Annotated in this window: 14 protein-coding genes; 6 read left to right on the top strand and 8 right to left on the bottom strand. The window is 56.1% G+C overall.

Going from position 1 to position 17,996, the window contains the following annotated elements; all coding sequences use genetic code 11:
- The first annotated feature begins 88 nt into the window (after positions 1–88).
- Together FE784_RS22975 and FE784_RS22970 are read left to right on the top strand one after the other, a co-directional pair.
- Positions 89–1,378 carry an aspartate aminotransferase family protein gene (locus FE784_RS22975; RefSeq protein ID WP_139604587.1) on the top strand — a complete coding sequence of 430 codons (1,290 nt, stop codon included), beginning with the start codon at positions 89–91 and terminating at the stop codon, positions 1,376–1,378.
- A gap of 240 nt (positions 1,379–1,618) precedes the next feature.
- Entirely contained in the window at positions 1,619–3,901 is a 2,283-nt protein-coding gene (locus FE784_RS22970; protein ID WP_176706448.1) for a putative bifunctional diguanylate cyclase/phosphodiesterase, read from the top strand.
- A gap of 81 nt (positions 3,902–3,982) precedes the next feature.
- On the opposite strand, the gene FE784_RS22965 is transcribed toward FE784_RS22970, so the two are convergent.
- Together FE784_RS22965 and FE784_RS22960 are read right to left on the bottom strand one after the other, a co-directional pair.
- Positions 3,983–4,666: an OmpL47-type beta-barrel domain-containing protein gene (locus FE784_RS22965; protein ID WP_139604584.1), complete on the bottom strand. Its 684-nt coding sequence runs from the start codon at positions 4,664–4,666 to the stop codon at positions 3,983–3,985.
- A 485-nt stretch (positions 4,667–5,151) separates the two neighbouring features.
- Positions 5,152–5,964, bottom strand: a complete 813-nt coding sequence (locus tag FE784_RS22960; RefSeq protein ID WP_139604583.1) for an SDR family oxidoreductase — start codon at positions 5,962–5,964, stop codon at positions 5,152–5,154.
- A gap of 423 nt (positions 5,965–6,387) precedes the next feature.
- Here FE784_RS22960 and FE784_RS22955 point away from each other — a divergent pair, with 423 nt between their 5' ends.
- The 3 genes from FE784_RS22955 to FE784_RS22945 all read left to right on the top strand — a co-directional run bounded on the left by FE784_RS22955 (position 6,388) and on the right by FE784_RS22945 (position 8,344).
- The gene (locus FE784_RS22955) at positions 6,388–7,425 is read left to right on the top strand and encodes an ABC transporter substrate-binding protein (protein WP_139604581.1); all 1,038 of its coding nucleotides are present in this window, start codon (positions 6,388–6,390) and stop codon (positions 7,423–7,425) included.
- Positions 7,426–7,577: 152 nt separating this feature from the next.
- On the top strand, positions 7,578–8,006 hold the full coding sequence (locus tag FE784_RS22950) for a hypothetical protein (protein ID WP_139604579.1): 429 nt from the start codon (positions 7,578–7,580) through the stop codon (positions 8,004–8,006).
- 23 nt (positions 8,007–8,029) lie between these two features.
- On the top strand, positions 8,030–8,344 hold the full coding sequence (locus FE784_RS22945; protein WP_139604578.1) for a hypothetical protein: 315 nt from the start codon (positions 8,030–8,032) through the stop codon (positions 8,342–8,344).
- 22 nt (positions 8,345–8,366) lie between these two features.
- Here the strand turns inward: FE784_RS22945 and FE784_RS22940 are convergent, their stop codons facing one another.
- A complete protein-coding gene (locus FE784_RS22940) occupies positions 8,367–11,270 on the bottom strand; it encodes a family 78 glycoside hydrolase catalytic domain (protein WP_139604576.1) in 2,904 nt (967 codons plus the stop codon).
- Between the two features lie 214 nt (positions 11,271–11,484).
- Between FE784_RS22940 and FE784_RS22935 the strand changes: the two genes are divergently transcribed.
- Positions 11,485–12,270, top strand: coding sequence for a helix-turn-helix domain-containing protein (locus tag FE784_RS22935; RefSeq protein WP_139604574.1), 786 nt, complete (start codon positions 11,485–11,487; stop codon positions 12,268–12,270).
- 83 nt (positions 12,271–12,353) lie between these two features.
- On the opposite strand, the gene FE784_RS22930 is transcribed toward FE784_RS22935, so the two are convergent.
- The 5 genes from FE784_RS22930 to FE784_RS22910 all read right to left on the bottom strand — a co-directional run bounded on the left by FE784_RS22930 (position 12,354) and on the right by FE784_RS22910 (position 17,292).
- On the bottom strand, positions 12,354–13,868 hold the full coding sequence (locus FE784_RS22930; RefSeq protein WP_139604573.1) for an extracellular solute-binding protein: 1,515 nt from the start codon (positions 13,866–13,868) through the stop codon (positions 12,354–12,356).
- 24 nt (positions 13,869–13,892) lie between these two features.
- Positions 13,893–14,771 carry a carbohydrate ABC transporter permease gene (locus FE784_RS22925; protein WP_139604572.1) on the bottom strand — a complete coding sequence of 293 codons (879 nt, stop codon included), beginning with the start codon at positions 14,769–14,771 and terminating at the stop codon, positions 13,893–13,895.
- 53 nt (positions 14,772–14,824) lie between these two features.
- Entirely contained in the window at positions 14,825–15,721 is an 897-nt protein-coding gene (locus FE784_RS22920; RefSeq protein ID WP_246132139.1) for an ABC transporter permease, read from the bottom strand.
- Between the two features lie 66 nt (positions 15,722–15,787).
- Entirely contained in the window at positions 15,788–16,159 is a 372-nt protein-coding gene (locus tag FE784_RS22915; protein ID WP_139604570.1) for a Rieske (2Fe-2S) protein, read from the bottom strand.
- Positions 16,156–17,292: an amidohydrolase family protein gene (locus tag FE784_RS22910; protein ID WP_176706447.1), complete on the bottom strand. Its 1,137-nt coding sequence runs from the start codon at positions 17,290–17,292 to the stop codon at positions 16,156–16,158. The genes FE784_RS22915 and FE784_RS22910 overlap by 4 nt, the downstream gene beginning before the upstream one ends.
- Between the last annotated feature and the right edge of the window lie 704 nt (positions 17,293–17,996).

Raw genomic sequence — 17,996 nt, 5'->3', positions numbered from 1 at the left:
TTAATATCCGGTTGACTTCTGGAATAACGACACCCTATAATCAACTTATTGAACGATATTTAATATACTGAATATTTGGAGGAGCGACATGAACAACAGCGCCAAGCTTCGCGAGGAAAGCAATAAATATACGCCCGGAGGCGTTCATTCCGCAACAAGGAACGTAGAGCCGTTTCTCGTCTTTACGAAAGGGGAAGGCGCCTACATCTACGACGCCGACGGCAAAAAATATATCGACTATCAAGCCGCATTCGGGCCTTATATTCTCGGTCACAACTATCCTTACGTCAACAATAAAGTCATTCAGGCGCTCAGCACGACCGACATGTACGGCGTAGGCACGACGGATCTGGAGATCGAGGCCTCGCGCAAAATAACGACCCACGTCCCTTCCGCCGAGCAAGTGCTGCTCTGCAACTCCGGCTCGGAAGCGACCTACCATGCGATCCGCCTGTCCCGCGCCGTAACGGGGCGGAGAAAAATTATGAAGTTCCAAGGCTGCTACCACGGCTGGCACGACTATGTCGCCCGCAATATGCTCAGCGCCTGGGACAAAATCGGCAAGCGCGATCCCGGATCGGCCGGCATCCTGGACGAGGCGATCGACAATACGCTCGTCTGCACGTTCAACGATCTCGATGATGTCGAGCGTACCTTTAATGAAAACAAAGGCGAAATCGCGGCAATCATTTTGGAGCCGATCCCGCACAATATCGGCATCATCATGCCGCAGCCGGGCTTCCTGGAAGGCCTTCGCGAGCTTTGCACGGCCAACGGCTCCCTGCTCATTTTCGACGAAGTCATCACCGGCTTCCGCCACGACCTCGGCGGCTATCAGAAAGTAGCGGGCGTGACTCCCGACTTGACGACGATGGGCAAAGCGATGGCCAACGGCTTCCCTGTCGCCGCCATTGCCGGCAAGAAAGAGTACATGCAGCGCTTCAACACCCAACCGGGCGGCGACGTTTGGTTTGCAGGCACCTACAACGGACATGCCGTAGGCACCGCCGCCTGTATCGCCACGATCGAGACGATGGAGAACGAGCCGGTGCACGAGCACATTTTCCGCTTGGGCGACCGGATGCGCACGGAAATCCGCGGCATTGTCGAGCGTCTCGGCATCAAAGCTTACGTAGCCGGCTTCGGCTCGACCTGGACGACCTATTTCATGGATTTCGAACCGGTGAACTACACCGATCTGCAGCACAACGACGCGCAATTTTACGTTGCATACCGGAAAAAGCTGATCGAGAAGGGCATCTATAAAATGCCGATGAACATCAAGCGCAACCACCTCAGCTACAGCCATACCGACAAGGACGTCGACTTTACGCTGGAAGCGATCGAGACGGTCCTGAAGGAAATGGTCGGCAAATAAAGGCTTCAACCGTAAACAGAAAGGCTTTATCTTTAGAGAATTTCTAAAGATGAGGCCTTTTTTGCACTAATATTTAACTATCCCTTTAGGCAAACATTTGATATAATAGGCACAAAGAACTATTTTTCGACAAAAAACTATTTGTTTCTCCTAGACTTTTCCTGCAGCCTTACGGCATTATCCCGCCGATCGAATCGATCCCGCACGAGCGTTTGCTATCATGAAAGGATGTCGAAGGCTATGCTACGTTACCGCCAATCGTTTTTGCTGTTCTCGCTTCTGTATGTCGCCTTGGAATATGTATGGATCTATTTCGTGCCGAATCAGCTGGACGCCGCGCTAATATTGGAAGCGCTTCCTCCTTTGATTTCGGCATTTGTTTTATTCGCCGTATTTCGCGCGCATTCCGGCCATGAGCGGTGGTTTTGGCTGCTGCTCTCGATTGGAAGCGTCTTGTACGCGATCGCGCAGCTGTATTGGAGCGGATACGAATGGATATACGATATCCCCGCCCCCGTCCCCAGCATTGCCGATCTGATCTGGGCGATGCAGAGCGTCTTTATGGTCTTTGCGCTCGTTTATTTGCTGGTCCGCGTAAAAAACGCGTTTCAGGGCTTTCGCTTCCTGTTCGATGCGATCATTCTCGGAGTGTCCATAACCGCGCTAAGCTGCGAGTTCATTGCAAAGCCGGCTATCGAGACGATTTTGGAAGCCACAAGCTCATGGACGATGACCGCCACGGTCACGTTTTACCCGATGGCCGACGTGTGCATCATCGGCTGCCTGTTTTTGGCCCATTTCGGCTACGGCAAGCTGTTTCATGTCCGGGTCATGAGAGCGTTGACGTTCGGGCTGCTGCTGAACGTCTGTGCCGATTCGTTGTACCTGCTGCGGATGGCGAACGGCAACTTCGAAACGGCGCTCTGGATCGGCCCGTTCTGGTCGCTCGGCTTATTTCTGATCGCTTACGCCGGAATGGCGTCCGTCGAGCTTCAAGTAACCGGAACGCAAAGGGACGACTCGGCAAACGCCGATCTCATGCGAATCGCATATCCCTACGCTGCGCTGATCGCGCTGTTGTTCGTCATGATCGAACGCGGCGAGCGGTGGGAATTGATTTCGGTTGCAAGCACCCTGATCATCGTTTGTATTCTCGTTCGCCAGGTCATCGTCCTGCTGGAGAACGACGCTTTGTGCCGAAAGCTTCAGTCGAGCCTCGAACGGACCCGTTTTCTCGCCGATCACGATCCGTTGTCGAATTTGCCGAACCGGCGCTGCTTCGAAATGAAGCTGTCCGAGGCGATCGCCCGGGCCGAACGGGAGCATCTCGCCTTGGCCGTCATGCTGATCGACTTGGACCGTTTCAAATATGTCAACGACAATTTGGGCCATATGGCCGGCGACCGGATGATCCGCATCGTCGCAGACCGGCTGCGAAGCCTACTCCATGAACCGATTTCAATCGCCCGGCAAGGAGGCGACGAATTTACCGTGCTGATCGAACGGCTGGAACAAGCCGAAGAATTGCCTCGGCTCGCCAACCGGATCGGAAGCGCGATAGCGGCTCCGCTCCTGGTCGACGGACACGAAATCCGCTCTTCGGCCAGCATCGGGATCGCCATCTATCCGCAAGACGGGACGGACGCATACACGTTGATGAAAAATGCGGACGCAGCCATGTACCGGGCCAAATCGCTCGGCGGCGGAAGACATCATCTGTACACGCAGCAGCTTAACGGCGATTTGTTCAAGCGCTGGACGATGGAGCATGCGCTTCGCAAAGCTTTCGAGCAAAATGAGCTGATGCTCTTTTACCAGCCGCAAGTAAGCGCGGAAAACGGTTCGATCGTCGGCGTGGAGGCGCTGCTGCGTTGGCGGACCGGCTCCGGTCAGCCCGTCAATCCGGCTGAATTTATTCCGCTTGCGGAGGAGACCGGACTGATCGTCCCGATCGGCGAATGGGTGCTTCGGACGGCCTGCAGGCAGGCGCAGCTATGGAGGAAATCCGGCTGGCTCGATGTGGAGATGGCGGTCAATGTTTCGCCGAAGCAGCTCGAGCAAGACGATTTCGTGGAGCGCGTACAAGCGATTTTGGCAGAAACGGCCATGCAGCCGCATTTGCTCATGCTTGAAATAACGGAGAGCGCGGCGATATCGGAAACCGGCGATGCGGCCAGCAAGCTGGCCGAGCTTAAGGCGCTCGGCATCCGTCTCGCGATGGACGATTTCGGGACCGGCTACTCGTCGCTCGGACATTTGCGAACGTTCGGCGTCGATACGCTTAAGATCGCGCAATCGTTCATCCGGGACGTTGCGGCCAACAATAGCTTGGCCAGTATCGTAAGGGCGATCGCGGCTATGGCTTCGAGCCTCGGCTTGACGATCGTCGCAGAAGGAGTGGAGGAGGAGAGCGAGTACGTTTTTTTAAGGTCGATCGGCTGCGACCGGATACAAGGCTACTATTTCTACAAGCCGATGCCGAAGCAGGATATGGAACAATTGCTGATGGAAAGCGCATCTTGACGACATTGCGGCAAACGGGCGCTCCGGCCTCATTCACGCCGAATCGCCCATCGTTCTGCCTTCCGCTCACCGCTAAACGCTTTACTGCAGCAATGCACCGACGTCCCGGATCAGCACATCCGCCGCCACGTTCGACACATGTTTGCCCCGCTGCGCCTGCAGATGATGGAGCAGAGCCTGCAACGAGCCGTTCGCCAGCTGCCGTCGGAGACTATTGGCTATACCGCCGTTATCGATCGAACCGTTCGCGGCGAACAGGTCGATCAGCGCCCCGACGGATTGAACGCTCGTTTCCGTCCGGACCGGGAATGTCGCACCGGCGGCGTTAACGGCGAAGTCCTCGGCCGTTACCGCGATCGTATGCTGACCGAGCGGAAGCGTATGCAGCTGCAAGCTCGCGTCCTTCGCGATCGGCTGCCCGTCAAGCGTTACCACCGTTCGGGAATGATCCGTACCCGAGCCAGCATCGCCGAACGTTATTTGCAAATCGATTTGTCCCGAATCCGCATATACCGATGATGTTACGTTTGCCGAGATAGCCGGTGTCGTCCGGTCGAATCGGAGCGCTGCGGATTTCGCCGTCTCCGTATTGCCCGCCGAATCCTCGGAACGGTACCGCACCTCATAAATTCCGTCGTTGCCGAAGCCGATCGGTCCGTTATAGGGCTGCCACTCCGCCACTCCGCCGAGTCGGTACACTGTTCCGATTACGGCGGAAAATTCGTCCGTCGCCACGAGCCGGACCGACAACGGTACCGTATACACCCGTTTCCCCCGTTCGGCGATTGGGAAGACAAGCCCGCTACCGTCTGGGAACGCAAGTCCGACAAATAACGGAACTTGAGTGTGCTATTGAGCCGAGCCCTCGTATTGAGCGCATAATAAAGGAAAACCGTTCCGCTATTCCGCTGTTCACGATTATTTTCACCCCGAAAGCTCAATATAGCGGAAGCCTGTTCCGTTATCTTCAAGCGAGTAACGGAATTCGGGACCATAACGGAATGCAGTTCCTTTATTCGTAGGCAAGTTAAAACCGCCACGGCATAATACCCCAACACCCTGACAGTCCTGTCGTATAAACCCAACCTTAACCGAACGGTCCTGTCGTATAAACCCAACCTTTACCGAACGGTCCTGTCGTATAAACCCAACCTTTAACGAGTTGGAGGGAATGGGTAGTGGATAGATCAAAAAAAGAGTCGCAAACGATTCGCGACTCTATTGTTCTCTGTTTGACACTGCACTTCCATCTACAGCAGCGATTCCGCTCCGTCGACAACGATCTCGGTTCCCGAAATGTGGCTCGACTCGCCGGAAGCGAGGAACAAGACGAGATCGGCCACCTGCTCGGGCTTGCCGGCCTTATGCTCCAGCGGCTGGCTCCCCTGCGGATATTGCACCGGAATCTGAATCTGCTTCAGCTCCGGCGTCTTCTTCGTATTCTCGCCGATGTTCGTCTCGATGGCGCCCGGGCATATGACGTTCACGCGGATTTTGTAGCGCGCCAGCTCGAGCGCCGCCATCTTCGCGAAGGCGACCTGTCCGGCTTTGGACGCGCTGTAGGCGGACGCGCCGAAGCTGGAAAATTTGCGGCTTCCGTTAATGGAGCTCGTAATAATGATGCTTCCGCCGTTTTGCTTCATATGGGGAATCGCGAACTTGACGGCCAGAAACGTTCCTTTCAGGTTCGTCGTAAGCGTATTGTCCCAGTCCTCCTCCGTCATCGTCTCGATCGGCGTCCATGTGCCGTTGATGCCGGCATTTGCGAATACGATATCGAGCCGGTTCCATTGCTCGAACGTTTGACGGATACCGTCGCTCATCCGTTTCGGGTCCGACACGTCGATGTCGACGACGATCGCCTGACCGCCAGCCGCTTCGATCTGCTTCTTCACCTCGTCGGCGCGATTTTCCTTCAGATCGGCGAGACATACTTTGGCGCCTTCCTGCGCCAGCCGGATGGCCGCCGCGCGTCCGATTCCGGAGCCCGCTCCGGTGACGAAGGCGACCTGATCCTTGACGCGCTGCAGCTGCTGTTCGGCCTTTACTTGAGTTTGCGGCATGTTAGACACTCCTTTGTACCATTTTTGACCACTCCCCCTTATATTACCCAAAACTGCATGTTTACCATCGCCGCACTCCGTCATTCTATATAAGTTGAACTAAAGGTTTTAACGTTCATTCCATTCCAGAAGGGATTGCCTTGCAGCTTCAGACAGGTTGTTTTGAGTTTCTTTGAATGAATAGCCTACGGCAAAGGTTGAAACTTGGGAGCCAAAACTCGCTTACAAGGCAATTCCCTTCTTCCATTACATTAGGCTACTCTTAGCTGATTCTTTAGTTCATCTTATATAGTTTTGTCCAATAAAAAAACAGACGTCTATCCATTGTCCACCCGGCCGAAACTTCTATAATTAACATCAGGATGTGATAATGGTTCTCATTATCGCTGACAAGCCGATACCATACAGCGAAAGAGGCACCTTATGAATCTCCGCAATCTAGTCTCCGCTTTGGGATGCGCCGCAGCGCTCGCACTCTGCGTCGTTTTGTTCGCGTCATGCTCGAGCGGCACTCCTGGCGGCGCGGCCAATGGCGGCGGCAATCCCGCAGCCGGCGCCCAATCCGCCGCGGGCGAATCCGCTGCCGGCAAGAACGGCGGCGCGGACTCCGCCAAAGCCGAGGCGTCCAAGCCCGCGATGCGTTCGATTACGGATTACACGAAACGAACGTTCGATATTCCGGTCGCGCCGAAAAAAATCGTATATATCGGCAGCAGCCCCGGCGATCTGTTCGTGCTTGGCGTCAAGCCTGTCGGCGCTTCTCTAAGTGTCATCGCCAGCCAAATCGTATACCCCGAGCTGCTGGGCGGTATCGAGGATATCGGCGGCAACGAGGCCAGCCTGGAGAAAATCGTCGCGCTGGAGCCAGACTTGATTTTGCTCGACGGCGTCGTCAACAACGAGAAAGTCCAATCGCTGGTCAAAATCGCGCCTGCCGTCGCCTACGATTCCGCCGCTCCGATGTATGAACGGCTCCGATTTCTTGCCGATGCCGCTGGCAAAAAAGCGGAGGCCGAAGCCTGGATAGCCGGTTACGAGACGAAGGCGAAAAAAGCGATCGACCGGCTGAAGACGAAGCCGGACGATACCGCGACCGTACTGCTTCAGCTCGGCAAGCAGCTTTACGTGATGGGCAACCGCGGTCTCGCGGTGACGGTATTCGACGTATTGGCATTCAAGCCGGCTCCGAAGGTGAAGGGAATAATCGACGAATCGAAACGGTTCATTACCGTTTCCAACGAAGTGCTGCCCGAGTACGCCGGGGATTGGGTGTTCCTCCTATCCAACAACGCCGCGGAGACGGTAGCCGCCAAGCAGGCGTTGACCGACAGCGCCGTCTGGAAGGCGATTCCCGCGGTCAAAAACGGACAAGTATACGCCTTCGAGTCGAAGTGGAACTTCGACGACCCGATTACCCGCGAAAGACTGCTCGACGAGCTGCTGCGCATCATGGGCAAATAGCCGTGCCGCGCCGACCGGTCAGCGCACGCGAATGGAGTAGAAAAACAGTGACCGTTCAACAATCTTGTTGAAACGGTCACTGTTTTTCGTTACACTTATTACGTTGATAATAATTCTCACTCAATGGCACTTAACGGGAGGCCGCCCCCCATATGGCTCGACTTGCCTTTATGCATTCTCATACGTTTATCCTTACAGACGTGCGTCCGTTCGGCGAATGTTCCCGGGAATCCGGAACTGCCGGAGCCGCAGAACAGACCGCCGCCGATGCCGCCAACGAGGACTATCGTTGTGCGATAGCCCTGTTTGCGGATGGGCCCGGCATCATCGATCTGGACGGCATTTCCGTCTCGTTGAGACAAGGAACCTGCCTTCAGCTAAGACCTGGCGGGCGGTTCGGCATGCCTGTCCAACCTGGCCTGCCGACCGGCTGGCTCGTCGAGTTTCTCATATGCCGGCTCGGGGAAGCGCGTCCCTTGGCCGGCGGATTTCCTTTGCTTCCCTACCATCAGGAAATTGCCGGCCGCCCGCTTGCCGCCCTCTGCTCGGTAACCGAACAGCGGACGAGAGCGACGAGCTGACGGCTCTGCGCAAGCAGGCCGCCTTGCTGGAGCTGCTCGCTCTGTTGATGGAAAGCCAGCAGCGATCCCATCATATGGCCGGCGCAGCCGACGCTGTGGAGAAAACGGTCGCCTCCGTGCGGGAACATGACGCCGACCGCCTGTTCCTGCTCATCTCCGGCGAAGGGCGCTCGCGAAGCGAGGCTCGGCTTCTGACGGAAAGTCAGGCTTGGCAAAATCTGTACGCCTTCCGAAGCGGCAATATACACCTGGCCGAAGCCAAATGGAATTATGACGACTCGCTTACCCGCCACCGTCTGCTTCCGGTTTTGCCGCATATTTTGGCTTCGCGCCTCTGAACGGACGCGAGACCTTGTACGATCAACGGAGCGGTATCGTCGTGGACCGGACCACTTCGCCCTCCAGTCCTTCCGGAATGCGAATATCGAGCTCAACGCTTTCCGGAGCGGACACCCGAAGCAGCATCCGGCTGCCGTCGATGCGCCAGTCCACTTCGATCAGACCTCCGTCGGGCAGCGGAACCGCTCCTCTCGCCCATTTCAGTCCGCACGGATTCGGTTCGATCGCCGCACGGCTCCAGCCCGGGGATTTCCTCTTGACGCCGAGTATGCTTTCCCCGAGAAAATAACCGGGCGCGGCCGACCAGGCGTGGCAATGGCTGCGCGTCAATTGGTCGGGATTGGCCCGGTTCTGCGCGAAGTTCGGATACATCTCCCAGCAGGTGGTCGCGCCGTGCTCGATCATCTGCCCGAAATTGACACGAATATCCTCAAGCATATGCGCATGCTGCCCGGACTGGACGAGCGCTTCATAATAGAAGAAGGACATAAACGGACTGCCGATCCGCACGAAGCCCTCTGGCGGGTGCAGTAAATACCCCTCGAGCTTCGCCTTCCGTTCGCCCTGCGCCGCGCCGCACAACACCGCCACGACCTGTGTCTGCATGCTAAAGATGGACGATTGCCGGCCGTCGACGTGAATGCAATCGAGGTACGCACCCTTTTCCGCATTCCACAGATGCGTATTGATCGCTGCCTGCAGCGCATCCGCCGCCGCAAGGAAAGAGTCGGCCGCCGCTGCGTCCGCTCCGGCCGTTCGGGCGAGCTTGACCGCGTTGCGCAGCGCAAGCGTCAGGAACATGTTCTGATGCGTCACGACGCCGTCGCGCGGCTGGTCGATCGGCGCCCAGTCCAGCAAATTCCAGCCCTTGATATACAGCAGGCCGCGCTCGTCGATTTTCTGCAAATAATGCTCCAGCGTATAGCGCGCCGCCGGCCAGATTTCGGCTGCAAACGCCGTGTCCCCGGTATGCTCGACGTATTCCGCGCAGGCGTTCACCCAGAAAAACGTCCAGTTCGGAATGACGCTGTTCCACCCGCTCGGCACCTGGTCGACGTATAGCGGCGTCATCTCCCTGGAGCCCGGCACGAGCTTCAAGCAGCGCTTGACGATATCGAGAGCACCGAATACGTAGTAGTTGACGAGAGCTTCGTTCCGTGCGTCTCCTACCCAGAATACTTGCTCGTAGGCCGGACAATCGACGAATGTGTCTTCCATGCACAACCGAGTCGTATGGCGGCTGATCTCCCAAATTTGACCGAGCAGCGGATCGGAGCATTCGAACTTGCCCGCATCGGTAACCGGATAATTGCTTTGGTTGACGTACACTTCATACAGCTTCACAGGCTTGTCCGAGTTGCGTACGGTAAAGAGCAGGTAGCGGAACCCTCTGCGCACCGGAGACAGGAAGCTCTGTCTGCCGCCGCGGCATATATAGCGGGTAGTATTGTCGAGTCCGTACGTATGCTGGCGGTAATCGCCCTTCAAATATTCGATGCCGTACAAATCGATCACGGTTCCCGCTTCCGCCTCCACCTCGAAGCCGATAAAGCCGGAACGTTCCTTGCCGAAATCGATGACGAGCTCGCAATCCCCTTGCGCAAATTGCGGAAGCACGGCCGGCTCCGGCGACGGGATTATGGCATTTTCGAACGCGCGGGGAACCGCATAAGCCTCCGCTTCTATTTGCCAAACGCCCGCTCCGAATACGTCATCCTCGGTGTACAGTGCCGCGGGCAGCGGCCGTATCCAAGCCGCGAATTGCCGCAAATCTCCGGCCGCCGCAATTCCTTTCGCTCTGACGAAATCGGGCTGCTCGCGGTTGATCGGGACGATGCCCTGATGATCGATATTGACCGCGGAGTCAAACGGACCGACGATCAGAAAGGGGGTGTCTGCCGATTCGCCGCCGTTCGCCGCCAGCGGCGAACGAAGCTCGAACTTGGCCGTACCGTCGGCGGCTACATGATAGGCCGCTCCATGATCGGTCGAAGAAACGTCGATGAGCAGCAAATGCTCACCGCGTTCGAGCTCAACCTCGTAATAACGCTCCGGCCGCACACCGTACCCGTTCTCGAGCTGCTTGCCGTCGATCCATACGTTGGGCGTACGAGGTCCGCCCGGAAAACCGACCGTTACGGTTCCGGGCTCGCTCACGACTAGCAGCGCGGCCAAATACCCCGCATATTGCACATGATTGGCGTGATTGACGCTGTCCGGCACCATCGCCGCGCGGAGATCGATCGCGGCCGTCCACGCCGGCGCTTTCACCCGACGAAGCGATTCGATCCGTTCCGGAACCGTCTTCTCCTCGGTCAAAAAAGGAATGTCTCTGGCAATAAGTGATTTCCACGGTCCTTCGCCCACTTGTCCGACGGAGTCGGCGTTCCCCCACCCGCGATCGTCATACTCCGGCTTTGCCCAGCCGTCATCCCACTGCCTTGCGTCGTACACCTCGGCAAACCCTTGCTGGCACGACATGCGCGGAGCCTCGGGATGCTGCGCGGCAAGCTTCGCCGTCTTCCAGGCCGCATCCGTCCCCGCAGCCACGCTCACGCCCTCCGGCGACTCCAGCAGCAGCTCGGCCAGCAGCCCGCCGCGTCCCCGAATGTAGTAAAAGTTGGAGACGCCGAAATGGATCACGAGTACGGCAATCGTATTCGTTTCCCCGGGCTTCAATAAATGCCCGACCTCGTATGTATCGTAAAATTGCTCCGCAGGCCAGGAACGCACAGGTCCCCGTCCGACCTGCGCGCCGTTCACATACAGCACATAGCGCGAGTCGGCGCTAATGCTCAGCTTCGCCGGCCCTGACGATCCTTCGGGCAGCGCGAACGAGCGCCGGAAGCAGCGCCATTCGTTCCTCGGACTTTCCTCCTCGCCGCCCCATATCCATTCAGCCGACCACTCTTTGCCGTTTATCAACAGACCCACATCCTCTAAACCTTTGATTTTAGGCTTGCATCACCTTCATTTTAGTTTGTTTTCGTACGCGGAAAACGGTTGTTATTGCCGAAAATGTAGGGCTATATTGTCACGGATGTGCTATTCTGATCGTATACTCGTGGAAGTCCGGCGAATAAGTCCACCCTCCGTTTGTTTGTTCGCCCGGCCTTAAGTTCAAAGGAGGACAGCCGCCATGCCAGCCAACCGATTCGAGATGAAAGGATACGTATATGCCGGTCCTCAGCCGGGCTTTATCCAGCCCGAGGATACGTACAAGGATTACGTGATGATCGCCATGGAGGTCGGCTCATTCGATTATGAAGTAGGCGACGAGAGCGGAATCGCCGCTTTCGGGGACATCGTCCTCTGCCCCCCGGGCATCCCGTTCAAGCGCAGGGCACACGGCGAGGTCGTGTTCCATATTATCCATTTCGCCCTGAACCCGGAAGGAAACGAGCCGGACGAATGGATCCCGATCGGGAAAGTATCGATCAGCGATACGACGCGCTTGTCCTCCACGTACTCCTATTTGCGAGGCTTCCAAGACAGACCCGGCTTCAATGCGCCGATCCCGAAGGTAAGCCACCATCTCGTGGCCGATCTGCTGTTCCTGTGCGACATGGAGAGGCAGATCGCGCTGAGAAGCAAAAAAACGGTCGATCCCCTGATGCAGCAAGCCGCAGGCTACATCCACCGGCACATGTTCGGCGAAATCAATATGCGGAGCATCGCCTCCATGCTCGGCATCAAGCAGCCCCAGCTGACGCGCCGGTTTCAAGAGGCGTATGGCGTCGGGCCGGTCGAATACGTCACCGGACTGCGCCTCGAAGAAGCGAAGCGGCTGTTGTTGAAGACGGACGATACGCTGGAGACGATCGCCGACCGGTGCGGCTACGAAAGCGGTTCGTACTTCAGCCGCGTATTCCGCGCCAAGGTCGGACTCAATCCGTCCGTTTACCGACACATTTACCGGATGTAGGCGGACGAACAAAACCCCCGGCGGATCGATGTGATCCGGACGGAGGCTATTATCGACATGACCTCATTTGCTTGGGTAACCGCTTACTTGTTCAGCTCGGCTTGCTCCTTCTTGTAAATGGCCGTAGCCTGCTCGATCCAGACGCTGCCGCCCTCGGCCAAATATTTTTTCTTGTAGTCCGCATACAGCTTATCCAAATCGCCCTTGGACACGATCGCCGACGTTCGGAATTCCAGCTCCATGTCGTCCAATATTTTTTTCTTGTCCCGCTCGATTTCCGGCACGCCGAAAATATAAGCATCCGGTATCGGGCTGTTGACCGACAAGTCGATCCCTTTGCGGGTCGTTTCGTTCATCAGCTGGTACTCCATCCCGTCCAGACGCTGCATAATGCCGGCGTAGGCAAATCCGCCTTCGTTCCGCAGCTGGACCGCATCGTCGAACGGCTTGATCCATTCGAATTTGCCGTCCTTCATCGAATAATGCTTGCCGTCGATACCGGCCCACGTCAATCGGTCACCTTCCTCGCTGACGAGGAAGTCCAGCACCTTCATGGACGCCTCCGGATTTTTCGATTTGCTCGAAATGAACGTCCAAGGTCCCGTATCCTCGCGCACGTATCGGGTGTTGCCGCCCTTCCCGTTCGGGCCTTTGATAATCGTGTAGACGAACGTCGGCTTCGGATTCTCGATATAGCGGGTCAGCCAGTTTTGCGTCGTGCCGGGGGGGTTGAACTGGAATGCGCCCATTTTGCCGTTCCACAGCTTCTCGAACTCCTGCAGCGACGGGATCGTGGAGAAATCGGGCTCGACGAGTCCTTGCTGATACAGCTTGTTGTAAAATTTGACCGCATCGAGGTAGCCGGGAGCGATCGACCACGGCGTTACTTTGCCGTCGACGAGCAAGCCTCTTTTGAACGGAACGCCATAAGCGGCGAAAATATGCTCGAACGTCTGGTCGGACGCGACCGACAGCCCGAGAGGAATCGTGTCGTTTTTGCCGTTGCCGTCGGGGTCTCTCGTCGCGAACGCCTTGAGAACGCTCTCATATTCGTCCAGCGTAGCAGGCGTCTTGAGCCCGAGCTTCGCGAGCCAGTCCTGGCGGATCGCCAAGCCGTTGCCCAGCACGTAGGCGTTCGGGATCGCGTACGTTTTCCCGCCGATATAGCCTGCGCCTTTCAAATATTTGCCTTTGTTGTCGACGATGTTTTTCCCCGATTTGGCAAGCAAATCGTCCAGCGGCATGACGACCTTGTTGTCGACGAGATCGATCATTTTCGCTTTGCTCGATACGCGGAAAATGTCCGGCGGACTGCCCGAGGCGATCATCGTGTTCAGCTTATTGTCGTAATCCGGCCCGTCGACGGCGATAACCTGCACATTGATGCCGGTCCGTTTGCGTATTTCCTGGATGACGGCGTTGTTCTCGGGAAAATTGGTGCTTTTGCTCGCCAAAATCGTTATGGTCGGGCTTTCGCCCGGCTTCGCTTGGTCCCCTCCCTGCTCCTTCGCGGCATTATTGCAAGCGCTTGCCATAATTGTCGCGATCAACACCGACATCCCCGCCATCGCTGTCCGGGTAACCGTTTTCCTGCGCATAGCGAACCCCCTCTTGGTATATTCTTAGCCTTTTACCGAGCCGATCAATACGCCTTTCACGTAATATTTTTGCAGAAATGGGTAAATGAGCAGCATCGGCAGCACGGACGCGATGACGGTCGCCATCTTGACCGATTCTTCCGTTACCATCCCGATATGGGAGACGAAATTGTCGGCTCCCTGCACCTGCTGCAGCGAGCTGCCGTTCAGCATCGTCCGCAAAAACACCTGCAGCACCTGATTGCTTTGCGAGTTGATATACAGGATGGCGTCGAAATAATTGTTCCAATGCGCCACTCCATAGAATAGGGCGATAGCCGCCATGACCGGCATCGATACCGGCAGGATGATCGTGAACAGCACCCGGGAAGGCGAAGCTCCGTCGATGCTCGCGGACTCCTCCAGCTCCGGCGGAATGCTCTGGAAATAATTTTTCATAATGAGCAAATTCCAAGCGCTGATCGCACCCGGAATGATGAGCGCCCATATCGAATCGAGCAGGCCCAACTGCTTGACGAGCAAATAGGTCGGAATCATGCCGCCGCTGAACAGCATCGTGAAAAAAATCATCAGCGTAATCGTATTTCTCCCGATAAACCGGCGCAGCGACAGCGGATAAGCCAGCATCATCGTAAACAGCAAATTGACGAATGTGCCGAGAAACAGCCTGACGATCGAGTTCCAATAAGCGGTATAAATGCCTTTGCTGTCGAGCAGCATTTGAAACGAAACGAGCGAGAAGCCTCTCGGCAGCAGGAACACGCCTCCGCCCATCGACAGCTTCGGATCGCTCAGGGCATACATCAGCACGTGCCAGAACGGATACAGCGTACACAACGATAACAGGAGCAGCAGGCCGTTCAAAGTCCAGTAGCCCGCCTTCTCGCCGAACGATTGTTTCATGCAGCCCCTCCCTTGCAGGTTTCGGAAAGTCGAACTTCGTTTTTCTGAGTCGATCAGATCAGCCCGCTGTCGCGGTCGATTTTTTTGGCGATATAGTTGGTGATCAGGACGAGCACGAGCCCGATGACCGATTTGAATACGCCGGTAGCGGTGGACAGATCGTATTTTGCCTCCTCGAAGGCAAGCTTGTAGATGAACGTATCCAATATTTCGCTCACCTCGTACACTTGGGGATTATAAAGCGCATACACTTGATCGAGCCCCGCATTCAAAATGTGTCCGACGCGGATAATGAGCAATATGACGAGCGTCGTCCTGAGCCCCGGCAGCGTAATATGCCAAATTTGCCGCCATTTCTTCGCTCCGTCCACTTTGGCCGCTTCGTACAGCTGCGGGTCGATCGAGGCGATCGTGGCCAAATACAGCACCGTGCCGAAGCCCGCCTCCTTCCAGATGTTCGATACGACGAGCAGTCCGCGGAAATATTCCTTGCTGCTCAAAAAGTTCGTAATCGTCCCCTCATAGCCGAACCAAACCGCAAGCTCCCTGATCACGCCGGTAGAAGGAGAGAAGAACGCATACAAAATACCCGCGATAATAATCCATGATACGAAGTGGGGCAAGTAGATGACGGTTTGGACGAATCGCTTGTACAGCATGTGCCTCACTTCGTTGAGCATAATCGCGAGTATGATCGGAGCCGGGAAAGCGAAGAGGAGCTGGTAGAAGCTGATAATAATCGTATTGCCGAGCGCTCTGCGGAACCCGCCCATTTCGAACAGCTTGACGAAATTGTCCAACCCGACCCAGGGGCTTCCGCCGAAGCCCTGGTACAGGTTATATTTTTTGAATGCGATAAGAATGCCGTACATCGGCACATAGTGGAACACGATGAAAAACAAAATTCCCGGGATGGCCATCAAGTAAAGCAGCTTATCTTTTTTCAGCAACGTTATCGCAGCTTTAATGTCCGCTCACCGCCTGTTTCAATTATTCATTCGGACACCGGCCGGGCTCTACATGTGGACGAAAATTTGCTCTTCGTCAACGGTCACGTCATACCGCTCTACCGTAACGTCATACGTTTTCGTTCTCGTTCTCGGATCGACGACCATTTGGCCCGTCTTGATATCGAATTCCCCGAAATGCCACGGACAGCGGACGATTTCGCCTTCGCGCTCGAAGCAAAATTCGCCCGGGGCATTCGACGTGACGAAGGACGTCGTAATTCCGGCACACAGCTCGGCTCCCTGGTGCGGGCACAAATTGCGGATCGCGTAAAATTGTCCGTCGACGTTGTACACGCCGATGCTTCGTCCTTCGACGCGAATGATCTTCTTCGAGCCCGGGCTCCATTCGGAGACGCGCCCCACCGGATAACGTGTCATGCGGTCGCCTCCTCCGCGCCTTTGCGCTGGGGCAGCCTGTACAAGCGGGCGGCGTTCCGGTAAAAGATCGAGTCCCATGTCTCCTCGTCCAGCTTCGGAAAAGCGTGCAGCGGGGAATCGAAATCCCAATGCGGGAAATCGCTCGCGAACATCAAGTTCGTCTCCGCATGAATCGCCTCGAACATCGGCTTGATCAGCTCCGCCTTCGGCGGCAGCTCCAGCGGCTGCGAGGTGACGTACACGTGCTTGCGGTAATATTCGCTGGGCGGCTCCTTAACCCATGGAGTCTGATGGCGAAGCGCCTTCCAGTCCTCGTCCAGCCTCCATAGCAGCGGCGCGATCCACAGCATTCCGGCTTCCATCATGACGAGCTTCAGCGTAGGGTATTTATCGAACACGCCTTCGAATATAAAGCTGGCCAGATGGGCCATCATAATTTGCGCGCGGGCTGACCGATATTCGATGTAGCTCGTAACGTGACCGGCTCCTGTCGGCGGGTTGTTGATCCCGATGCCCTCCATGCTCACATGGATCGTAAACGGCAAATCGTGCCGCACGCAAGCCTCGTAGATCGGATGGTAAAACCGTTGGCCGTAAGGCTTCTGGGCCCCGTTCGAGACGACTACCTGAACCATGCCGGGGTGATGGCCGACCCGGTCGATCTCCTTGACCGACAGAACGGGGTCCTGCTTCGGGATGAGAATCGAGCCCTTTAGTCTGTTCTCGCGGGATAAGTACCGTTCGATATAGTAATCGTTGTGGGCGGAGCACACCGCAGCCGCAAAATCGGTGTCCGTCGCCGCATGCACCTCATACCCGCCGCCCGTCATAATCCCGTATTCGATATTGTACTTCTCCAGATGATGCTCGCGAACGTAGTTCAAGTAGTTGTCCTCATGCGTGTCGTTGCGCGGCAGCTTGATGTCCTGCATACTGCCGTTGGTGCCTCCGTTCAGAAACATGCCGCCCTGCGTCGGCAGCCGCCATCCGAACGTCGCGACCTGCTCGCGGTAAATGCGCGGCATATATTTCAGCAGCTCTTCGCGCGGAGCGCTCCCATGAATATCCGTATCGATGATGGACCGTTTCAGCTTCTGTTTCTTGACCGGCATGCCGCTCTCCGTAGTTTCCATCGAAGCCCACTCTCCTATCCGTTCCTTCTCTAAGATTACGTTGCCGAAAGACTTTGTCCCTAATCGGCGCAAGCCCTCTGTGTTCTCTCCCGGCATCCCCCTTCTCGGCTATCGGATTGAGATCTCGCCTTCATCATACATCCGTCTTTGTCCGTTTTACATACACTCATTTATGATTTTATTTTCACTTTTTTGCGTAGAAATAGATGGAAATGCGCCTACAGATGAAAACCTTTTCATCTATTTGGAAAAAAGCATGTGGCTATTGCCACAAGGATGCAGCGATTTATAGCTTGTACATATTTGTCGAGAATAGGCGGGTATTGGCAGTCTTGTGCGGAGCCCGGGGGTATCATCCCGGAGAAGAAAATCATTTGCGCTATTGCGTATGAAAACTGTTTATAATAGCCGGTTCGGATGAAGGGGATCGCTTGCAACACTCAGCCCCAAACAGCCGGCACACCCGTGAACCAGCAGCATGCACCCGGCAACTTGCAACTTGCAACTAGCAACCTAGCAACCTAGCAACCTAGCAACTTGCACTTAACCGCCAACCGAGGTGCATAAATGCAGTGCGAGCCGAGAGACGCGAGTCTTCCGTCTGCTGCGGGTTTGGAAATTGTACACAGCTGCAGGATCGAGCTGCCTTGGGAGTTTTAAGTCGGTTGGGGTTGGGGTTGGGGTTGGGGTTGGGGTTGGGGTTG

The organism is Paenibacillus hemerocallicola (assembly GCF_006265175.1).
Taxonomy (GTDB): domain Bacteria; phylum Bacillota; class Bacilli; order Paenibacillales; family NBRC-103111; genus Paenibacillus_AB; species Paenibacillus_AB hemerocallicola.
Note: the sequence above shows the minus strand (reverse complement) of the source record. Positions and strands in the feature narration are given on the sequence as shown.

Excerpts from the sequence above, each read along its gene's own strand:
- FE784_RS22975 (WP_139604587.1), top strand. The coding sequence starts at position 89 with ATGAACAACAGCGCCAAGCTTCGCGAGGAAAGCAATAAATATACGCCC.
- FE784_RS22970 (WP_176706448.1), top strand. The coding sequence starts at position 1,619 with ATGCTACGTTACCGCCAATCGTTTTTGCTGTTCTCGCTTCTGTATGTC.
- FE784_RS22960 (WP_139604583.1), bottom strand. The coding sequence starts at position 5,964 with ATGCCGCAAACTCAAGTAAAGGCCGAACAGCAGCTGCAGCGCGTCAAG.
- FE784_RS22955 (WP_139604581.1), top strand. The coding sequence starts at position 6,388 with ATGAATCTCCGCAATCTAGTCTCCGCTTTGGGATGCGCCGCAGCGCTC.
- FE784_RS22950 (WP_139604579.1), top strand. The coding sequence starts at position 7,578 with ATGGCTCGACTTGCCTTTATGCATTCTCATACGTTTATCCTTACAGAC.
- FE784_RS22935 (WP_139604574.1), top strand. The coding sequence starts at position 11,485 with ATGCCAGCCAACCGATTCGAGATGAAAGGATACGTATATGCCGGTCCT.
- FE784_RS22930 (WP_139604573.1), bottom strand. The coding sequence starts at position 13,868 with ATGCGCAGGAAAACGGTTACCCGGACAGCGATGGCGGGGATGTCGGTG.
- FE784_RS22925 (WP_139604572.1), bottom strand. The coding sequence starts at position 14,771 with ATGAAACAATCGTTCGGCGAGAAGGCGGGCTACTGGACTTTGAACGGC.
- FE784_RS22915 (WP_139604570.1), bottom strand. The coding sequence starts at position 16,159 with ATGACACGTTATCCGGTGGGGCGCGTCTCCGAATGGAGCCCGGGCTCG.
- FE784_RS22910 (WP_176706447.1), bottom strand. The coding sequence starts at position 17,292 with ATGGAAACTACGGAGAGCGGCATGCCGGTCAAGAAACAGAAGCTGAAA.